General features: G+C 37.6%; 22 protein-coding genes. All 22 read right to left on the minus strand.

Features of this window, described 5'->3' with window-relative positions; translation table 11 throughout:
* Nucleotides 1–14: 14 nt before the first annotated feature.
* The 22 genes from dprA to recG all read right to left on the minus strand — a co-directional run bounded on the left by dprA (nucleotide 15) and on the right by recG (nucleotide 21180).
* A complete protein-coding gene (dprA, locus tag PSR14_RS19735; protein ID WP_000818026.1) occupies nucleotides 15–884 on the minus strand; it encodes a DNA-processing protein DprA in 870 nt (289 codons plus the stop codon).
* Between the two features lie 87 nt (nucleotides 885–971).
* Nucleotides 972–1874: a succinate--CoA ligase subunit alpha gene (gene sucD, locus PSR14_RS19740; protein WP_000115178.1), complete on the minus strand. Its 903-nt coding sequence runs from the start codon at nucleotides 1872–1874 to the stop codon at nucleotides 972–974.
* A 19-nt stretch (nucleotides 1875–1893) separates the two neighbouring features.
* Complete coding sequence (gene sucC, locus PSR14_RS19745; protein ID WP_001020785.1) at nucleotides 1894–3054, minus strand: ADP-forming succinate--CoA ligase subunit beta; 1161 nt, start codon at nucleotides 3052–3054, stop codon at nucleotides 1894–1896.
* A gap of 193 nt (nucleotides 3055–3247) precedes the next feature.
* The gene (gene rnhB / locus PSR14_RS19750) at nucleotides 3248–4021 is read right to left on the minus strand and encodes a ribonuclease HII (RefSeq protein WP_001174725.1); all 774 of its coding nucleotides are present in this window, start codon (nucleotides 4019–4021) and stop codon (nucleotides 3248–3250) included.
* A gap of 51 nt (nucleotides 4022–4072) precedes the next feature.
* Complete coding sequence (ylqF, locus tag PSR14_RS19755) at nucleotides 4073–4963, minus strand: ribosome biogenesis GTPase YlqF (protein ID WP_000236700.1); 891 nt, start codon at nucleotides 4961–4963, stop codon at nucleotides 4073–4075.
* A 20-nt stretch (nucleotides 4964–4983) separates the two neighbouring features.
* Nucleotides 4984–5535, minus strand: a complete 552-nt coding sequence (gene lepB / locus PSR14_RS19760) for a signal peptidase I (protein WP_000711857.1) — start codon at nucleotides 5533–5535, stop codon at nucleotides 4984–4986.
* Between the two features lie 101 nt (nucleotides 5536–5636).
* Nucleotides 5637–5981 (minus strand): 50S ribosomal protein L19, encoded by a 345-nt coding sequence (rplS, locus tag PSR14_RS19765; RefSeq protein ID WP_001186516.1) that lies wholly within the window; start codon nucleotides 5979–5981, stop codon nucleotides 5637–5639.
* Between the two features lie 146 nt (nucleotides 5982–6127).
* Nucleotides 6128–6862, minus strand: coding sequence for a tRNA (guanosine(37)-N1)-methyltransferase TrmD (trmD, locus tag PSR14_RS19770; protein ID WP_000686892.1), 735 nt, complete (start codon nucleotides 6860–6862; stop codon nucleotides 6128–6130).
* Nucleotides 6862–7377: a ribosome maturation factor RimM gene (gene rimM, locus PSR14_RS19775; protein WP_000170268.1), complete on the minus strand. Its 516-nt coding sequence runs from the start codon at nucleotides 7375–7377 to the stop codon at nucleotides 6862–6864. The genes trmD and rimM overlap by 1 nt, the downstream gene beginning before the upstream one ends.
* A gap of 120 nt (nucleotides 7378–7497) precedes the next feature.
* Complete coding sequence (locus tag PSR14_RS19780; RefSeq protein WP_000737403.1) at nucleotides 7498–7725, minus strand: KH domain-containing protein; 228 nt, start codon at nucleotides 7723–7725, stop codon at nucleotides 7498–7500.
* 14 nt (nucleotides 7726–7739) lie between these two features.
* Nucleotides 7740–8012, minus strand: a complete 273-nt coding sequence (gene rpsP, locus PSR14_RS19785; protein WP_000268750.1) for a 30S ribosomal protein S16 — start codon at nucleotides 8010–8012, stop codon at nucleotides 7740–7742.
* A 100-nt stretch (nucleotides 8013–8112) separates the two neighbouring features.
* Entirely contained in the window at nucleotides 8113–9462 is a 1350-nt protein-coding gene (gene ffh, locus PSR14_RS19790) for a signal recognition particle protein (protein ID WP_000863461.1), read from the minus strand.
* A 12-nt stretch (nucleotides 9463–9474) separates the two neighbouring features.
* Nucleotides 9475–9807, minus strand: coding sequence for a putative DNA-binding protein (locus PSR14_RS19795; RefSeq protein ID WP_000891062.1), 333 nt, complete (start codon nucleotides 9805–9807; stop codon nucleotides 9475–9477).
* A gap of 133 nt (nucleotides 9808–9940) precedes the next feature.
* Nucleotides 9941–10930, minus strand: coding sequence for a signal recognition particle-docking protein FtsY (ftsY, locus tag PSR14_RS19800; protein WP_000007646.1), 990 nt, complete (start codon nucleotides 10928–10930; stop codon nucleotides 9941–9943).
* Nucleotides 10931–10945: 15 nt separating this feature from the next.
* Nucleotides 10946–14515 (minus strand): chromosome segregation protein SMC, encoded by a 3570-nt coding sequence (smc, locus tag PSR14_RS19805; protein ID WP_000479000.1) that lies wholly within the window; start codon nucleotides 14513–14515, stop codon nucleotides 10946–10948.
* A gap of 147 nt (nucleotides 14516–14662) precedes the next feature.
* On the minus strand, nucleotides 14663–15400 hold the full coding sequence (gene rncS / locus PSR14_RS19810; RefSeq protein WP_001146876.1) for a ribonuclease III: 738 nt from the start codon (nucleotides 15398–15400) through the stop codon (nucleotides 14663–14665).
* A 58-nt stretch (nucleotides 15401–15458) separates the two neighbouring features.
* Nucleotides 15459–15692, minus strand: a complete 234-nt coding sequence (acpP, locus tag PSR14_RS19815) for an acyl carrier protein (RefSeq protein ID WP_000786062.1) — start codon at nucleotides 15690–15692, stop codon at nucleotides 15459–15461.
* Between the two features lie 69 nt (nucleotides 15693–15761).
* Nucleotides 15762–16502, minus strand: a complete 741-nt coding sequence (gene fabG, locus PSR14_RS19820; protein ID WP_000911784.1) for a 3-oxoacyl-[acyl-carrier-protein] reductase — start codon at nucleotides 16500–16502, stop codon at nucleotides 15762–15764.
* Complete coding sequence (gene fabD / locus PSR14_RS19825) at nucleotides 16502–17446, minus strand: ACP S-malonyltransferase (RefSeq protein WP_000516951.1); 945 nt, start codon at nucleotides 17444–17446, stop codon at nucleotides 16502–16504. The genes fabG and fabD overlap by 1 nt, the downstream gene beginning before the upstream one ends.
* Nucleotides 17447–17460: 14 nt before the next feature.
* The gene (plsX, locus tag PSR14_RS19830) at nucleotides 17461–18453 is read right to left on the minus strand and encodes a phosphate acyltransferase PlsX (protein ID WP_098486973.1); all 993 of its coding nucleotides are present in this window, start codon (nucleotides 18451–18453) and stop codon (nucleotides 17461–17463) included.
* A complete protein-coding gene (gene fapR, locus PSR14_RS19835; RefSeq protein WP_000747352.1) occupies nucleotides 18450–19043 on the minus strand; it encodes a transcription factor FapR in 594 nt (197 codons plus the stop codon). Before fapR ends, plsX begins: the two co-directional genes overlap by 4 nt.
* Before the next feature lie 88 nt (nucleotides 19044–19131).
* Complete coding sequence (gene recG, locus PSR14_RS19840; RefSeq protein ID WP_001006882.1) at nucleotides 19132–21180, minus strand: ATP-dependent DNA helicase RecG; 2049 nt, start codon at nucleotides 21178–21180, stop codon at nucleotides 19132–19134.
* Nucleotides 21181–21274: the final 94 nt, after the last annotated feature.

The raw sequence follows: 21274 nt of genomic DNA on the forward strand, positions 1-21274 counted from the left end.
ATAAAAATATAAGGTTAATTTAAAATCTCTTCCAGTATATCTTCTGCATTTCTTACTAGTTTCGCTCCTTGTTGAATGAGATGATTTGTTCCTGATGCACTATCTATAAATATAGGTCCAGGCAGTGCAAATACCTCTCTATTTTGCTCTAGAGCAAGGTCTGCGGTAATAAGTGTTCCACTTCTTGATTTCGCTTCTACAACTAAAACACCTTTACTTATGCCACTAATAATTCGATTCCTTTTTGGAAAATACCATTTTTTCGGTGCATAGTGCGGAGGATACTCTGTTAATAACAATATATATTCATTCCACACTTCATATAAATATCGATTCTCTCTTGGATATATATACGATAATCCATGTCCTAGTATCGCAATTGTTGGGCAATGCCGTCTTACTGTAATTTCATGAGACATCGCATCTATCCCTCTTGCAAATCCACTGACAATAAGCCATTCTTTTTCTAATAATGGATGTAAAATAAATTTCAAACTTTCATATCCATATAAAGTCGGCTCTCTCGTTCCAACAACCGCTAATTTATTCACTTTATCGAGAAAATCTTTTTCTCCTTTTCCATATAATACAAAGGGAGGATCTTGTATTTCACGTAATAATTTTGGATAATCTTCATCCCATATTGTCATATAAAAGAATCGATTTTTCTCTAAATAAGATATATATTGTGGGAGATTTGAACTTTGAAGAAAATTTACTAATTCTGAAGATTTTTTCGAGGATATTCCAGTGTAACATTCAATTTGTTTTGCATTAAAATTGTATATTTCCTTCAATTCTGGATCGACATGTAATAGCCTCTCTATCGCCTTCCAATGGTCTGCTAACAAGTAATGAAGATGTAATAATCGTTCTCTTTTCATCCCAATTCTCCTTACCCATAATTTTTATTATGTTAACAAGAAGTTTGTAAAAAGACACCTTCAAGCAAGAAGGTGTCTTTCAACAGATTAGTAGTTTTTACAAGTCTCAAATAGACCTTTTTCTTTTAAGACAGAGATTAGCGTTTCACCCATAACTGCTGGAGTTTCCGCTACTTTAATACCACAAGCTTCCATCGTTTTAATCTTTTCTGCAGCAGTTCCTTTACCGCCAGAAATGATTGCACCAGCATGACCCATACGTTTGCCAGCAGGCGCTGTTTGGCCGCCAATGAAGCCTACAACCGGTTTTGTCATATTAGCTTTCACCCATTCAGCTGCCTCTTCTTCCGCTGTACCACCGATTTCACCAATCATAATTACAGCATGTGTTTCTTCATCTTCATTAAATGCTTTTAACGCATCAATAAAGTCTGTACCGTTAACAGGGTCTCCGCCGATACCTACAGCCGTAGATTGACCAATACCTTCTTGTGTTAACTGATGTACAGCCTCATACGTTAATGTACCAGAGCGAGATACGATACCTACATGACCTTTTTTATGAATGTACCCTGGCATAATACCAATTTTACATTCATCAGGTGTGATAACACCTGGGCAGTTCGGTCCAAGTAAACGTGTATGTTTACCAGCCATATATCTCTTTACATTTACCATATCTAATACAGGAATTCCTTCAGTAATACATACTACTAAATCAATTTCTGCATCAACTGCTTCCATAATTGCATCAGCCGCAAAAGCGGGTGGAACGTATACAACTGAAGCGTTTGCGCCTGTTGCTTTCACTGCATCTTCTACAGTATCAAATACTGGTACACCTTCAATATCAGTGCCACCTTTACCTGGCGTTACACCACCGACAATTTTCGTACCGTATTCTATCATTTGCTTTGTGTGGAATAACCCTTGAGAACCTGTAATACCTTGAACAATAACTTTTGTATCTTTATTAACTAATACGCTCATTTTTCTCCCCCGCTTTCTATTAGCCCACTAGTGAAACAATTTTTTGTGCACCGTCTGCCATAGATTCTGCTGCAACAATATTTAAGCCAGACTCATTTAAAATTTTCTTACCTAACTCTACGTTTGTACCTTCAAGACGTACAACTAAAGGCAATTCAAGACCTACTTGTTTCGTTGCTTCAATAACACCTTCTGCAATAACATCACACTTCATAATGCCACCAAAAATGTTAACGAAGATACCTTTTACATTTTTGTCAGAAAGGATAATTTTGAATGCTTCTGTAACCTTTTCAGCTGTCGCACCGCCACCAACATCTAAAAAGTTAGCTGGATCGCCATGGTAATGTTTAATGATATCCATCGTAGCCATCGCTAAACCTGCACCATTAACCATACAACCGATATTTCCATCTAAAGGAATGTAGTTTAAGTCATATTTAGAAGCTTCGATTTCTTTTGCATCTTCTTCATCAAGGTCACGAAGTTCTAAAATATCCTTATGGCGATATAAAGCATTAGAATCAAAGTTTAATTTCGCATCTAATGCCATAACTTTACCATCACCTGTTGTAACAAGTGGGTTAATCTCTGCGATAGAGCAATCTTTTTCGATAAAAGCACGGTATAAGCCCATCATAAACTTCACAGCTTGTCCTACAAGCTCTTTTGGAATATTGATGTTAAATGCAATTCGGCGTGCTTGGAAGCCTTGTAAGCCTACTGCTGGATCAATATATTCTTTAAAGATTTTTTCAGGTGTTTTTTCTGCTACTTCTTCAATTTCTGTTCCGCCTTCTTCAGAAGCCATTAAAACAACTTGAGAAGTTGCACGGTCTAAAACAAGACCTACATAATATTCTTTTTTAATATCGCAACCTTCTTCGATAAGTAAGCGTTTTACTTCCTTACCTTCAGGACCTGTTTGATGTGTCACAAGTGTAGTTCCTAAAATGCTCTCTGCATATGTACGAACTTCATCTAAATTTTTTGCAACTTTTACTCCGCCAGCTTTGCCGCGTCCACCAGCGTGAATTTGTGCTTTCACTACACATACATCCGTTCCTAATTCTTTCGCCGCTTCTACAGCTTCTTCTACTGTAAATGCAACCTTCCCGTTCGGAACGCTAACCCCATAGCTTCTAAGGACTGCCTTACCTTGGTACTCATGGATATTCATGGTCCCATCCTCCCCTGTTTTCCTGTTTTACTCGAAAAGTTTTTTAATGTTTAAAAAACATTACATTGCCATTGTATAAGATGATTGGCACGCTGTCTACAATAAAGTGTCAGAAAACTGAAATCGCTTTATTCTTTTTGGAAAATAGTAATGTTTATATGTCAAAATACAAAATAAGCTGCGTTTTCGCAGCTTATTTTTGAATCATATCTTTAATTGGCGCAAACGATTTTCGATGTTCTTCTAATATGCCATGCGCTTCAATCGCTTCTAAATGTTGTTTTGTGCCATATCCCATATGTTGTTCAAATCCATATGCAGGATACTTTTCTCCAAGCTCTTTCATCATACGATCTCTCGTTACTTTCGCAATAATGGATGCAGCTGAAATAGAAATACTTTTTGCATCACCTTTAATAATAGATGTTTGCGGAATTGGTGTAGGGAGTTTCATCGCATCAATTAATAAATATTGTGGTGTACAAGATAAATTCGCAACAGCATCTAACATCGCTTGTTTCGTCGCTTGATAAATATTTATTTCATCAATAACTTGCGGTGATACAATTCCAACTCCAATTGCAATTGCTTGCGCTTTAATTTCATCATAAAAACGCTCACGTTTCGCTTCACTCAACTTTTTCGAGTCATTTAACCCCGGAATATAAAAATCCTTAGGAAGAACGACAGCTGCCGTCACAACAGGCCCAGCTAACGGTCCACGACCTACTTCATCTATACCTGCGATATATGTGAGACCTTTTTCACGTAATGCATTTTCATATTTAGACATTTCTAGAAATTTTTCTTTTTCCTTTTGTGCTAACTCTTTTTGTTTATACCACTTCGAAATGAGCTTTTGTACCCCTTTTCGCTCATCTTTCATTAATATCTGAAAGCGGTCGTCCTCTTCACTCATAATTTCTTGTAGTAAATGTTCCGCCTCTTGAATCGTCACTTTTTGCATTCATGCCACTCCCTTTATATACAAAAAAGAAAAGACGTACAAACGCACGTCTTATACTTCTTCTACTTTTTCTGCATCTTCTGTCTGCTCTGCAAACTCTTCTGGTGTTTCAAACGTCATTTTTCCAAGTTTGCCACCACGAAGCTCACGAAGTACAAGTTCAGATGTTTTATCATAATCAATCATTCCGCCGCCCATTAAACAGCCTCTATTTTTTCCAATCGCATCAAATAACTCCACGATATCTTCTGGAATGTCATTTAAATTATAGCGCTCTTTTAATCGCTCTGGGTAATGTTTCTCCATAAAACGTAGCGCATAAACAGCTACGTCTTGTAGATTTAAAATAGAATCTTTAATTGCACCAGTCGTAGCTAGACGTAATCCAACTAATTGGTCCTCAAATTTAGGCCATAGTATACCTGGTGTATCAAGTAATTCCATTTCCTTCCCAACTTTAATCCATTGCTGAGCTGTTGTCACACCAGGACGATCTCCTGTTTTAGCAATATTTTTCTTCGCTAACTTATTAATCAACGTAGATTTACCAACATTCGGTATCCCCACAATTAATGCACGAATCGCTCTCGGTCTAATACCTTTTGCAACCATTTTATCAAATTTCTCTTTCACTAACACTTTACAAGCCGCCGCAATTTCCTTCATGCCTTGTCCAGCCTGTGCGTTAATTGAAATTGCCATATGGCCTTTTTCTTTAAAATATGCGATCCATTGCTTTGTTAAACGATCATCTGCCATATCCGCTTTATTTAAAACAACAAGCCTCGGTTTATGTGTAATAATCTCATCGATCATCGGATTTCGAGAAGATAAAGGTAATCGAGCATCTACAAGCTCAATTACAACATCAATTAACTTTAATTTTTCTGTTACTTGGCGTCTAGCCTTTGCCATATGTCCCGGGAACCATTGAATTACCATGTTGCCACCTTCTTTTTCTTTTATTTCACAATACGAGCATCTTTTAACGGCCAATATAGTATATTTGCCTTTCCAATCACTTGGTCCATTGAAATTGTACCAATCGAACGGCTATCTTTACTAAAACGACGATTATCGCCTAAAACAAATAATTGACCTTCTGGAACAGTTTTCTTCCCTGTCATTTCTTCAAGAGTGAAATCATATGTAAGCGGTCCGTCAGCAATTTGTTTTTTCTGCTTGTCTAAATACGGCTCCTCATAAGCCTTTCCGTTAACATATAGTTTATCATTACGATACTCTATTTCATCGCCTGGCAGGCCGATAATACGCTTAATATAATCTTTATCTTCCGTTGCTCGGAATACAATAATATCAAATCGTTTCGGATCTCCTATGTGATAACCAATTTTATTAACAATCATTCGATCGCGATCATGTAATGTAGACGCCATCGATACTCCATCTACGAGAATTGGCGCAAAGAAAAACTGTCTAATAACACCTGCTAATACAACAGCTATCAAAATTGCCTTGATCCATTCCCAAAGTGAACTCTTTTCTTTCTTCATGCTTTTCCCCTCCACGATTATGTAAGCTGATCGTATTATATCAAAATTTTATATAGATTGGAAAAAGGGAGCTTGTGCATTTACAAGCTCCCATACATGTCTTATCGAATTTCTTTAATACGTGCTTTTTTACCGCGAAGGTTACGTAAGTAGTATAACTTAGCACGACGTACTTTACCACGGCGAAGTACTTCGATTTTCGCGATTCTTGGCGTGTGAACTGGGAATGTACGCTCTACACCTACACCGTAAGAAATCTTACGAACTGTGAATGTTTCACTGATTCCGCCACCACGACGTTTAATTACAACACCTTCGAAAAGCTGAATTCTTTCACGAGTTCCCTCAACTACTTTTACGTGTACACGTAAAGTGTCTCCAGGACGGAATGAAGGAAGGTCAGTTTTTAATTGGCCTTTTGTAATTTCTGCGATTAATTGTTGCATATTAAATTCTCTCCTTTAAACAGATGCTCTTATAAAGTCTAAATAAATTACAGCGGAACATCGTTAATACGGCTACTGATTTCAGCAGCACAAGTGTTATAATAGCATATTGCTAAGGCTGTTGCAATAGAAAATATATCAAGCACTTATTTGCCTTCTTTAATCTGTTCTAGCCACTTCTTTTCTTGCTTAGACAATTCTCGTTCTTCTAGTAAATCCGGTCTACGCGTGTACGTACGACGCAACGATTCTTTATGTCGCCATTCATCAATATTTTTATGATTTCCCGACATTAATACATCTGGCACTTTCATACCACGAAAATCAGCTGGACGTGTATAATGAGGATGCTCTAATAAACCTGTACTAAACGAATCCTCGACTTGTGAAGCATGATTTCCTAGTACTCCTGGAAGGAGACGTACGACACTATCAGTTATAACCATAGAGGCTAACTCTCCACCCGTTAATACATAGTCACCGATAGAAATCTCATCTGTTACGAGATGTTCACGAATTCGTTCGTCATATCCTTCATAATGCCCACATACAAAGATTAAATGTTCTTCCTCTGCAAGCTCTTCCGCCTTCTTCTGAGTAAACCTTTCACCTTGCGGACACATTAAGACAACTCGCGGCTTCCGCTCTGTCTCTTTCGTTAAATCTTCTACAGCATCAAAAATAGGCTGAGGAGTTAACACCATCCCAGCGCCGCCACCATACGGATAATCATCCACACTATTATGCTTACTCGTTGTATAATCGCGGAAATTGACAACACGAAGCTCTACCGCTTCTTTTTCTTGTGCTTTCTTTAAAATTGAAGATCCAAACACACCTGTAAACATATCTGGAAACAAAGTTAAAATGTCAATTTTCATTATAGTAGCCCTTCCATTACATGAATGGTTACTAATTTATTCTCAATGTTAACTTGAAGCACAACATCATCAATATAAGGAATTAACAAATCTTGACCTTTTGGACGTTTAATTACCCAAACATCATTTGCACCAGGAGATAGAACTTCTTTTATTGTCCCTAGCGCTTCTCCTTCTTCCGTTACAACGTTGCAACCAATAATTTCATGATAGTAGTATTCACCTTCAGCTAGTTCGCCTAATTGATCTTCAGGCACTTTTAAAAGAGAACCTTTAAACTGTTCTACTTCATTTACATTCCCATATCCTTCAAATGTCAATAAATCAAATGTTTTATGTTGACGATGAGAAGTAATCTTTACTGGGAAAGGCTCTCCACCTTTTTCATTCGATATGTATAACGTATTCCCTACTTTATATCGCTCTTCTGGAAAATCCGTACGAGAAACCACACGAATTTCTCCTTTTACGCCATGAGTATTTACAATTTTTCCTACGTTAAACCATTTTGTCATAAACAGTATGTCACCCCTGGTTTCTATATAAATTAAGCATCCCCATTTCACATATGGAACATGCAACTTCTCTTTAAATGTTAAAAAAGGGAGAGGAATAACTCCTCGCCCTTTTTACGTTTATTGAATTTCCAGTGTTACTTTTTCACTATTGTGATGTCCCACTGAATACAAGAGCATTCGAATTGCTTTCGCAACTTTCCCTTGTTTTCCAATGACTTTTCCAACATCCTCAGGATGTACAGTTAATCGATACTTTATCTCTCCGTTGTAAAGTTCCTGTGTAACTTTTACATCTTCAGGATAATCGACAAGAGGCTTGACAATCGTCTCGACTAACTTCTTCATAGTCATTGCCTCAATTACTTACCTTGTTTAGATAAGTGGAATTTCTCCATGATACCTTGGTTAGAGAATAAGTTACGAACTGTATCAGATGGTTTAGCACCATTTCCTAACCATTTTAATGCTGCTTCTTCGTTGATCTTAACTTCAGCTGGTTGAGCAACCGGATTGTAAGTACCGATTTCCTCAATGAAACGTCCGTCACGAGGAGAACGAGAATCTGCAACAACTACACGATAGAAAGGAGTTTTTTTAGCTCCCATACGTTTTAAACGAATTTTAACTGCCATTTATAAAGCACCTCCGAATTTATTTCACACAGATAATTATATTAGCAAAAAGACTATTGCTTTGTAAAGTATTTTTTCTTAACAGAGCCATCTTTTTTCCTTACATGAATGGAAACTTCAATCCACCTAGTCCTTTTTTCTTACCTTTTTGCATTCCAGTCATCGTTTTCATCATTTTTTTCATATCATCAAATTGCTTGATTAAACGATTGATTTCTTGTACCGTTGTACCGCTACCTTTGGCAATGCGTTTTTTGCGACTAGCATTGATTATTTCCGGTTGTTCTCGCTCTAATTTAGTCATAGAACGAATAATTGCCTCAATATGCCCAATTTGTTTTTCATCAACTTGTGCATTTTTCAGCCCTTTAATTTTATTTGCACCAGGAAGCATTCCTAACAATTCATCAAGCGGTCCAAGTTGACGCACTTGTCCAAGTTGTTCTAGGAAATCGTCAAGTGTAAACGAAAGCGTACGCATCTTTTGCTCAAGTTCTTTTGCTTTCTCTTCATCAACTGTAGCTTGCGCTTTTTCAATTAATGTTAAGACGTCTCCCATCCCTAAAATACGGGATGCCATACGTTCTGGATGGAACGCTTCAAGTGCATCTAGTTTTTCACCCATACCAGCAAATTTAATTGGCGTATTTGTAACAGCTTTAATAGACAATGCCGCACCACCGCGCGTATCACCATCCAGCTTCGTTAATACAACCCCTGTTAAACCTAGCTGTTCATGGAAACTTTGTGCAACATTAACCGCGTCTTGTCCTGTCATCGCATCGACAACAAGGAAAATTTCATCCGGTTTCGCAACTTCTTTCACTTTCGCTAATTCATCCATTAGTTCTTCATCAATATGCAGGCGACCTGCTGTATCAATTAAAACATAATCATGATGATCTTCTTTCGCTTTTGCAATCGCTTGTTTCGCAATTTCAACAGGACTTACTTGATCTCCTAAAGAGAATACAGGCATGTCCAATTGCTTCCCTAATGTTTCAAGCTGTTTAATCGCTGCAGGACGGTAAATATCCGCCGCAACAAGCATTGGTTTACGATTATGCTTTTTACGAAGCAAATTCGCAAGCTTACCTGTCGTCGTTGTTTTACCTGCACCTTGCAGACCAACCATCATAATAACAGTCGGTGGCTTATTAGCAACAGCAATTTTGCTTTGCTCTCCGCCCATAAGTTCTGTAAGTTCTTCCTGTACAACCTTAATTACTTGTTGTCCAGGTGTCAAACTTTTCATTACATCTTGTCCGACAGCACGTTCAGATACACGCTTTACAAAATCTTTTACTACTTTAAAGTTAACGTCCGCTTCTAAAAGAGCTAGACGAACTTCTCTCATCATTTCTTTCACATCGGCTTCAGAAACTTTTCCTTTGCCGCGGATTTTTTGCATCGTCTGTTGAAGTCGGTCGGCTAATCCTTCAAATGCCATATTGCCGCCCTCCTAATCTAATTTTTCGATAGCTTCAACAACTTGTTTCATTTCTTCATTCACATGCTCTTCTTCGCTGATTAGCTGTTTTAGCTTTGCAACAAGTCGCTGTCGCTCTTGAAACTTTTGAAGTAATACTAATTTTTCTTCATATTCTTCAAGCATCGCTTCAGTCCGTTTAATGTTATCATACACGGCTTGGCGACTTACATCAAATTCTTCCGCAATTTCACCAAGAGATAAATCATCTAGATAATAAAGCGACATATAACTTCTTTGTTTTTGCGTTAACAACGATTGATAAAAATCAAATAAATAGTTCATTCTCGTTGTTTTTTCGAGCATGTTGGATCATCCTTTGTTAAGTGATTTCCCTTTACATGAATTAGTTTACATGGAGTACAAAAGAGTGTCAAGTTTTTTTCTTAACATCTCATATTTTTATAGAAAAAGAAGCGGAAAATACCGCTTCTTTCACTTATACTTCTTCTGTTTCTACTAAGTTCGCAAATAAACCATATACATATTGTTCTGGATCGAACTGTTGCAGATCATCCATTTGCTCTCCTAATCCAACGAATTTCACCGGTACATCCATTTCGTTACGAATTGCTAATACAATACCACCTTTAGCAGTTCCATCTAACTTCGTTAAAACAATACCAGTCACATTCGTTGCTTCACGGAATGTTTTCGCTTGACTTAAACCGTTTTGTCCTGTTGTTGCATCAATAACAAGTAATACTTCATGAGGAGCTCCTGGTACTTCACGCTCAATTACACGCTTTACCTTCTCTAACTCTTTCATTAAGTTTACTTTATTTTGTAAACGTCCTGCTGTATCACATAGTAATACATCTACTTTACGTGCTTTTGCAGCTTGTACAGCGTCATACATAACCGCTGCTGGATCAGACCCTGATCCTTGTTTAATCACTTCTACCCCAACGCGATCGCCCCATACTTCTAATTGTTCAATCGCTCCAGCACGGAATGTATCTCCTGCTGCTAATAAAACAGACTTACCTTCTGATTTAAACTTATGAGCCATCTTACCAATTGTTGTCGTTTTACCTACACCATTCACACCAACAAATAAAACAACTGTCAAGCCATCCTTTTGCTCATTAATTTCATTAGTAAAATCACTGTCACCTTTATAAATCTCTATTAATTTTTCCGAAATAACAGCTTGTACTTCTTTTGGATCTTGAATATTACGACGTTGCACTTCTTCTTTCAGCTGGTCGATTAATTCCATCACTGTCGAAACGCCTACATCTGCACCGATTAAAATTTCTTCTAATTCTTCGAAGAAATCTTCATCTACTTTACGGTAACGAAAGACTAAATCATTTACTTTATCTGCAAACGAATTTCTCGTTTTTTCTAATCCTTGTTTAAACTTCTCTGTTACCGTATCTGTTTGTTTTGAAATTTTTTCTTTTAGTTTTTTAAAAAAGCTCATACTGTCCCATCCTTTCTATTTGCTTGCAACTAGTTCTTCTCCATCATCTAAACGAACCGAAACAAGTTTAGATACCCCTGACTCTTGCATTGTTACACCGTACAATACGTCAGACTCTTCCATTGTACCTTTTCTATGTGTAATTACAATAAACTGTGTCTCATCACTAAATTTCTTTAAATACTGAGCAAAACGGGCAACGTTTGCCTCATCAAGAGCAGCCTCTACCTCATCTAATACACAGAATGGGACTGGGCGTACTTTTAAAATACCAAATAGCAGCGCAATTGCCGTTAAAGCACGCTCTCCACCTGAAAGTAAACCTAAGTTTTGCAGTTTCTTCCCTGGCGGTTGCGCTACGATATCAATACCCGTATTTAATAAGTCCTCTGGATTCGTCATAACTAAATCCGCTCTACCGCCTCCAAATAATTCAGAGAACACCGATTGAAACTCCATTCGAATTCCTTCAAACGTAGTAGAAAAGCGTTTTTTCATTTCTTCATCCATTTCAGTAATAAGTTGGTGCAATGTCGTTTTTGCTTCTTCTAGATCATCTTTTTGCTCTAGTAAGAATGTATGACGCTCTGCCACACGCTCATACTCATCAATTGCTCCTAAGTTTACTGTACCTAGTTCTTCGATGGAGAGTTTAATTAGTTTCACCTTTTTACGTGCATCCTCAGCAGGCATCACCATTGTATACTTCAGTTTTGCCGCTTCAAATGAAATCGTATATGTTTCACGTAAATGTTGTAATCTATTTTCTAACTCTACATCAAGTCGGTTTATTTTTACCTCTTGATCTTTCAACATCTCAAGAATGTATTTATGTTTACCTGTTGTTTCTTTCAGGTTACGCTCTAACTGTTCTACTCTCTCTTGTAACGATACACGTTGTTCACGACGAGAGCGAATTAACTCTGAAGTTTGATTACGATCATATGCTTTCTTCTCAATCATATTCGTAATTTGTTCTTCACCACTTGAATTCGATGTCATTTCTTGTTTTAAGAATGCTAAATCCTCTTTCGTTTTGACAAGCGTTGCATCGGTTTCTTCTTTTTCCTTCGTCAATCGTTCTACTTTTTCTTTTTGATTAGATAAGCGTTGTTGCTTTTCAGCTGCTAACACTTTTAACTCAGTCATTTCTTTTTGAACTTTTTCTTTCGAAGAATGTTGCTCACTTTTTTGTTTTGTTAAAGCTGTGATTTTGCTATCTAATTCCGTAATCTCTGCCTGAAGAGTCGCTAAAATCTTTTCTAACTCTTCTTTACGGCCTTGCATTTTCACTTGGTCTTGCAAGAACCCTTCAATCTCTAAATCGTAAATAGATAACCGATCATTAATACGATGTTCTTCTAATTCTAAGCGACTAATTTCTTCTCTTAATTTCTGTTCATCTACACGCTCTGCTTCTACACTTTGCCTTAGTTCGCGTATTTGCACTTCTTTTTCTTGAATCTCTTGTTTTACTGCTTTAACAAAGTTTTCTAACTTCGTTGTTTTTTCTTCCATATCAGTTAACTTACTCGTCCACTCTTCTAGTTCACGTTGACGTCCTAATAAAGATGATTTCGCCTGTTTTACCGCTCCACCCGTCATAGAACCGCCAGGGTTTACTACATCACCTTCGATTGTTACAATGCGATAACGGTATTGCAATTGTTTCGCCAACTCATTCGCTCCGCGTAAATCTTTTGCAACAATAACAGTACCTAATAAATTTGAAACTACATTTTCATATTTATTGTTATATTGCACGAGTTCTGCTGCCACACCTACAAACGATGGGTGCTGATTTACAATACGTAATTGCTCAAATGATAACGATCTACCTTTAATAACAGCTTGCGGTAAAAACGTTGCTCGTCCATGTTTATTTTGTTTTAAAAACGCAATTGCATTACGAGCATGTTCTTCTTTTTGTACAACTATATGCTGCATCGCTGCACCTAGAGCAATTTCCATTGCAATTTCATATTCTTTCGGTACCGTTAGCAGTTCTGCAACAGCACCCTCAATACCTTGCAACCTATTTTCTCTAGCTTTCAATACTTCACGTACCCCTTGATAGAAACCAGAGTAGTCCTCTTGCATCTCTTCTAGCATTTCTTTTCGAGAACGTGCCTGTTGTACAAATTGATATGCTTGATACAGTTTTGTTTCGTTTTCACTATACTGCGCCTTGCATTTCCCAAGTGCCGCTTCTGTCTTTTGTATATTCGAAAGGATTCCAGCTACTTTTTCTTTTACTTGTTCATAACTTTCCACAAGTTTTGTCTTTTTCGCTGTAATTTCCATACGCATTTCTACATATTTCGCATTTTCTTCATCAAGGCGTTCATTTTTTGAGTTTTGTTGTTTAGATTGTTCTTCAATCATAGATAACTCATTACGATGACTAGCTTGTTGATTTAAAAGTTCAATATAGTCACCTTTTAAATTCTCAATTTGCTCTTCTAAATTGTCAGCAAACGTTGCAAGTAATTGCTCATTATCATGCAATTTCGTCTCCAACTCTTTTACATGATTTACAAATTGCATCAATACTTCTGTACTCGATTCAATTTCACCATCATAACTTGTAGCTTTCTCTGTTAATTCAACAATTAACTGTTCGAGTTGTGCACAATGCGTCGTTGCATTTTGCTTTCTCTCTTTTAATAGCTCACGCTGTCCTTCTAACTTTTCTAGTTCTTTACTAGAAAGCAAAAGTACTTCTTGCAGGGAATCTACAGACTCATCTACTGCTTGTAATTGGCCTCGTAATTCCTCTAGCTCTTCTTCACCTTTTTGTAAATGCGTTGACATTTTCGCTTCTTCGTTTTTATTATGCCCAAACTGATTTCGAAGCGCTTCCCATTTCTCATGTAATTCTTCAATTTCATGTACAATAAGCGCCGCTTCTACTTTCTCTAATTCTTCTTTTTTCTCGAGATAATCCTTTGCAATAGAAGCTTGTCTTTCTAAAGGTTCTACTTGACTACTTAATTCGTGAATTATATCTTGTACACGATTTAAGTTTTCTTGTGTGTCTGCTAATTTACCTTCAGCTTTCTTTTTACGAAGTTTGTATTTCAGCACTCCCGCCGCTTCTTCAAATACACCACGACGTTCTTCTGATTTACTACTTAAAATTTCTTCAACTTTCCCCTGGCTAATAATCGAAAAAGCTTCTCTTCCCATACCAGAGTCCATAAATAAATCGATAATATCTTTCAACCTGCATGATTGTTTATTAATATAAAAATCACTATCACCAGAACGAGATACACGACGCGTTACACACACCTCATTATATTCAATCGGTAAACGTTGATCTTCATTATTTAAAGTTAATGTTACTTCAGCAACATTAACCGCTCTTCTCGTATCACTACCTGCAAAAATAATATCTTCCATCTTTGCACCACGTAATGATTTTGCCGATTGTTCACCAAGTACCCAACGAATGGCATCAGTAATATTACTTTTCCCGCTTCCATTAGGTCCTACTACAGACGTTACACCTGGGACAAAATCGACAGATACACGCTCAGCAAAAGACTTAAATCCTGCTATTTCTAATCTTTTTAAAAACACGAAAGGCCTTCCTCCTATTCTCCATTGCTATAAATGTTGTTTATACAAAAACAAACGATTATACGGATTTCATTTCCTTACATTTATAAACGAAAGGAAAGTTTCATTCTATGCACAAGGAATCCCCCTCATTCAAAGGGGGATTCCTTATAGTTGTTCTTTTAACTTTTTCAACGCTTCTGCAGCAGCTTGTTGCTCTGCTTCTTTTTTCGACTTGCCACTACCAAGACCTAAGGCCACGTTATTTAACGTAACACGTGACACAAATTCCCGATTGTGAGCCGGTCCTTTTTCTTGCAAAATTTGATACTCAATATTGCCACTACCATCACGCTGAATCAACTCTTGTAATTGACTCTTATAATCCATCACATGAGAAAAAGCACCTTCATTAATTTTAGGGTATACAATTTCTTTTAAGAAGCCCCATACTGTTTCTAACCCTTGATCAAGATAAAGGGCACCAATAAACGCTTCAAAGACATCCGCTAATAAAGCTGGTCGTTCACGTCCGCCTGTCATTTCCTCACCTTTTCCTAATAAAACTAGGCTACCAAATGACAACTCGTTTGCAAAACGAACAAGAGATGGTTCACATACAATAGCTGCACGTAGTTTTGTTAACTCTCCTTCGCTCATTGTCGGATATTTTTGAAACAGATACTGCGATACAGTAAGTTCCAATACTGCATCTCCAAGAAATTCGAGACGCTCATTGTCTTCATGCGGTTTTTTTCGATGCTCATTCACATACGATGAATGCGTAAATGCTTGAATCAATAATTTTTCATCTGTAAACGTAATACCTATTTTTTCTTGAAATACTTTAAACGCTTCACGATATTTTGTTTCGTATTTTTTTTCTCTATATTTACGGTACGGCATAGGTCCCTCCAGATATAAGCCGAGAAGCCCCGCTAAAAAACGGGACTTCATTCAAGCATTATAGATGACTCTCTATGTAAGTCACAGCATCGCCAACAGTAGCAATCTTTTCAGCATCTTCATCAGAAATTTCCATTTCGAATTCGTCTTCTAATTGCATTACAAGTTCTACTACATCTAGGGAGTCTGCTCCTAAATCTTCCTTGAAGCTTGCAGCTGGTACTACTTCTGTTTCTTCTACTCCTAAACGATCAACGATAATTTTTGTTACACGCTCTAAAACATCTGCCATTCCATTCACCTCCCCTCAAATATTATATTAAATATTGTCCAAAAAAACTAGCTGAAATCGATTCTTTTATTACATTACCATACCGCCATCAACATTTAACGTTTGACCTGTAATATATTTGCTTTGATCAGAAGCAAAAAACGTTACAGCATTTGCGATATCTTGCGCTTCACCAAACTGAGCTGCAGGAATTAATTTTAACATTTCAGCTTTTATATTTTCATCTAATACGTCTGTCATATCTGTCGCAATAAATCCAGGAGCAATTGCATTTACAGTAATATTGCGGCTTGCTAACTCTTTTGCTGATGTTTTTGTTAATCCGATTACACCTGCTTTAGCAGCAACATAGTTTGCTTGTCCTGGGTTTCCCGTTACTCCGACAACAGAAGCGATATTTACAATACGTCCATGACGTTGACGCATCATATATCGAGATACTGCCTTTGTACATAAGAATACACCTTTTAGGTTTGTATTAATAACTGTATCCCATTCTTCTTCTTTCATACGCATTAATAAATTATCTTTTGTTACACCTGCATTATTTACAAGAATATCAACTTGTCCAAATACATCTACAGTTTGTTTCACCATATTTGTAACGTCTTCAGCATTTGCAACATCTGCTCTTACTGCAATTGCATCCGAACCTAATTTCTTTATTTCATCAACTACTTCATTTGCCTTTTGCTCGTTACCAGCATAATTTACTACAACATTTGCCCCTTGTTTTGCTAAATCAATCGCAATTGCGCGACCAATTCCACGTGAAGCACCCGTTACTAATGCTACTTTCCCTTTTAACATCAGTTTTCTCCTCTCAAATTCGAAATGGTATCTTGTAATGTCTCTTCATCGTATATCGCGTATGCTTTCACTGATGAATCAATTGACTTCATAAGTCCAGCAAGTACTTTCCCAGGTCCAATCTCAATAAATGTATCTACCCCTTGACTCACCATATATTCAATGGATGGATACCATAAGACAGGCGAATAGAGCTGCTCGATTAGCTTTTCTTGAATATGTGCACCACTTGTAATAACGTCTGCTGTTACATTTGCGATTACCGGAATATTCGTATCTTGAATTGTAATTTCATTTAAGACACTTTGGAATTTCTCCGCCGCTGGCTTCATAAGCGCAGAGTGGAACGGTCCACTTACTTTAAGCGGAATTGCTCTCTTTGCACCATGTTCTTTCGCTCTTTGAGAAGCAATCTCGACTCCTTGCTTTGTTCCAGAAATCACAATTTGCTTCGTACTATTCATATTAGCAATTTGTACTGCATACCCTTCACTTGTTACTTCTTCTGTAACTTGTTTCAGCATATGTGGATCAGCACCTAAAATAGCCGCCATTGCACCTTCTCCGCCAGGAACAGCTTCTTCCATATATTCCCCACGTTTCCTTACAGCATATACTGCATCCTCAAAAGTTAATGCACCTGCTGCTACAAGAGCGCTATACTCACCTAAACTATGCCCTGCGACAAAGTCTGGTGTAATATCATACTCTTTTAAAGCTGTCAAAATAGCAAAACTCGTTGTTAATAAAGCAGGTTGCGCATTTGTTGTTAACGTAAGCTTTTCCTGCGGCCCTTCAAAAATCACTTCTGAAAGTGAGTCTTGCAACACCTCATCTGCTTTTGCAAATACATTTGCAACCTCTTTATTATTCTCTGCTAACTGTTTACCCATTCCAACTGCCTGTGAACCTTGGCCCGGAAAAAGAAATGCTAGTTTTCCCATTTCAAATCCTCCTCTTATTGGAGTGGCTCTTTCTCCATTACGCTTGAAATAGTAGGAATAACTTCTTTCGCTACCATTTCTCTCGTTTGACGAATCGCACTAAATATTGATTGGTCATTGGAAGAACCGTGAGCCTTAATGACAGGAGCTTTCAATCCAAATAACGCGGCTCCTCCATACTCCGAATAATCCATTTTATCTTTTAATACCATAAGTTTTGGTTTTAATACCGCCGCTGCTAATTTGCTCGTAAACGAACTCATTAACTGCTCTTTTAACATAGAGAATAATGCAAGTGCTGTTCCTTCTAATGATTTCAGTGCTACATTCCCTGTAAAACCGTCACATACAACAACATCTGCTACACCTTGCAATAAATCTCTTGATTCAACGTTCCCAACAAAATTAATTGGCGCATCTTTAAGCATTGCAAAGACTTGTTTTGAAAGCTCGTTACCTTTACCATCTTCTATTCCAACGTTTAAAAGTCCAACGCGAGGATTTTTAATTCCTCTTACTTTCTCAGCGTATACAGATCCCATTACTGCATATTGATATAAATGAATTGGTTTTGCATCAACGTTCGCTCCAACATCTAACATAACAAAACCTTCTCCATCAACAGTTGGCATTGTAGGGGATAAAGCTGGTCGCTCAATTCCTTCCATACGACCTACAACAAACAATCCAGCCGCCATTAAAGCTCCTGTACTACCAGCTGATATACAAGCATCCGCTACACCGTCTTTCACTTGCTGCGCCGCAAGTACCATTGAAGCTTGTTTTTTTCGACGAACCGCTCTTACTGGTTCATCTGTCGATTCGATTTTTTCGTCTGTATGAAGTATAGTAATTCGTTCTTCACTCGTTAAGTATTGACGAATTTCCTCTTCTTTCCCCACTAACGTAATATGTAAATCAGAATATTCCTTAATAGCTTTCATTGCTCCTAGTACGACAGCCTTTGGAGCATGATCGCCGCCCATTGCATCTATTGCGATTTTCATAAGTTGTTACCTTCCTCACTATAATTACTAGATCGATACATTTCAAAAGTGCCTGTAAAAACAAGTTCTTCTCCAACGAAGCTACGCACTTTGACAACCGTCCGCCCTTTATCATTCTCTACATCTTCCACGCGCGCTTTTGCAACAACACGCTCTCCTAATTTTACAGGACGAATGTATCGAATGGTAGACTTTGCAGTTAAAGCTAATTCTTCATCAATAACCGCAACAGCTAGTGAGTTTGCTTGTGCAAACAAATGATGCCCACGGGCAATTTGATTTCTTTTAAATACGTGTTCTACCTTCACTTCAAAAATAGAAATCGCATGTCTATCTAATTCTATATCAATAATTTCTCCGACAACCTCTTCTAACGGTAAAGATTTCACATCTTCTTCATGTTGCTTTGTAGCTACATGTTTAATTCTTTCTCTTAATTCAGGAATAGATAATTCCATACGATCAAGACGTACAGTTTGTATACTCACTTGAAATTTTTCTGCTAAATCTTCATCCGTAATAAAAGGATTCGTTTCTATCGTTTGTTGTAATAATTCTTGTCTTTCTTTTTTACTTCTTCTTTTTTTCATACCGCACCATCCATTTTTATGACTAGGTACTAACAGTAGTATATAATCATTAAAAGTAGAATGCAACAAAAACTTTTGTTGCCTCCCTTTAATCGAGCTTCTCTCCCTGGAACACACCTGTCCCGTCAAGATACGTACGCAACGACGCATATTGATCATTATGCCAAAACGCTTCTGAATCTACTAGTAACGCCGCATCTTGTCTAGCTGTTTCTAGCGCCCGATAATCATGTACCATATCAGCAACCTTGAATTCTGGTAAACCACTTTGCTTACTCCCAAAGAAATCTCCAGGACCTCGTAATTCTAAATCTTTTTCTGACAATACAAATCCATCATTCGTTTCGGTCATAATACGCATTCGTTCTTTTCCCGTTTCCGATTTTGGATCCGCGATTAATAAACAATACGATTGTTCACTACCACGCCCAACACGGCCTCTTAGCTGATGAAGCTGTGATAAACCGAAACGCTCTGCATCATAAATAACCATTACAGTCGCATTCGGTACGTTCACACCCACCTCAACAACTGTTGTCGACACAAGAATTTGCACTTTATTTTCACTAAATTGCCCCATTATCTCTTCTTTTTCTTGAGATGATAATCTTCCATGCATTAATCCGACTTGACATTTCCCCTGATAATGATGAGTCAGCATACTATGTAAGTCGATTGCATTTTGTACATCAAGTTTCTCAGATTCTTCAATTAGAGGACAAATAACATATGCTTGTCTTCCTTTTTTTATCTCTTTCTCTACAAAACCGAGAACACGATCTAACATGTCATGTTTTGCCCAGTATGTTTCAATTACCTTTCTACCAGCCGGCATCTCATCGATTATAGAAACATCCATCTCTCCAAATGCAGTAATTGCTAACGTACGTGGAATTGGTGTTGCTGTCATAAATAATACATCTGGACTTTCACCTTTCTCACGTAAAACTCGTCGCTGCGCTACACCAAATCGATGTTGTTCATCAGTAATCACGAGACCTAACCTATGAAAAATAACTTCATCTTGAATTAAAGCATGCGTTCCAACAAGGATATCTATTTCTCCTTGTTCTAATTTTGCCAAAATCTCTCGGCGTTTCACACCTTTAACTGAACTTGTTAACAATTCAACCTTCATACCAAAGTGCGAGAACGTCTCTGCGAGCGATTGATAATGTTGTTCTGCTAAAATTTCTGTTGGAACCATTAAAGCACCTTGATAATGCGCTAATTTCGCTGCATAAAGACCAATTGCAGCGACCACCGTTTTACCAGAACCTACATCACCTTGCAACAGACGATTCATTCGATAAGGAGATGTCATATCTTTCATAATTTCATCTACAACTCGGCGTTGCGCACCAGTTAATGGAAACGGAAGTGCATCGATAAACTCTTGCAATTCTTCTGAAGGAATTTCTTTTTTCGTCCCTTTCGAATTTTCCCTCTCCATTTTTCGTAACGTTTGCATTTTTAACTGAAATAAGAAAAACTCCTCATATACAAAACGGCGACGCGCTTGCTTCAAATCTTCCTGACCTGTTGGAAAATGCAACGCCCGAAGCGCTTCATAACGCGGCAATAATTTATATCGACTTAGCAATCCATCAGGTAACACTTCAACTATAGAATCTCCATACTCTTTTAACGCTTGTGCAATAAAACGGCGCATCTGTTTTACTGTAAGTTTCCCTTTCACTGAGTACACAGGCTCTACTTCTTGTTGACGTACAACCGGTCCAAAATGAAGTTCTGATACCGCAATCGTTTGACGATGCTGATCCCATTTACCAGTAATCGTTACCGTTTCATCTAAATTTAACTTCTGCTTATAGTACGGCCTATTAAAACATACAGCTGTAATTAAATAACGACCTACGAGGACACGAACCGTAAGACGCGACTTCTTCTTCCCATAATATTGCAGTAAAGGAGCACTATGAACTTTTCCCTCTACTGTTACACGTTCATCATGCTTTACTTCAGCAAGATCTTTCATCGCATAGTCTTCATAACGGTACGGAAAATGTTCTAATAGATGAGAAACTGTATAAATTCCCATCTCGTGTAGTAATTCAGATGTTTCTCCTCCGATTCCCTTTACATCCGTAACAGGAACTTGTACAACTTCATTCAAGGTTCTCACGCTCCGTCACATTATTTTTTGATTCATTATCCATTAACATGATTGACATCTGTAATCGCTCTCTTTCACCCTATATATTCTATCA

This window comes from Bacillus sp. A01H, assembly GCF_045277205.1.
GTDB lineage: Bacteria > Bacillota > Bacilli > Bacillales > Bacillaceae_G > Bacillus_A > Bacillus_A paranthracis.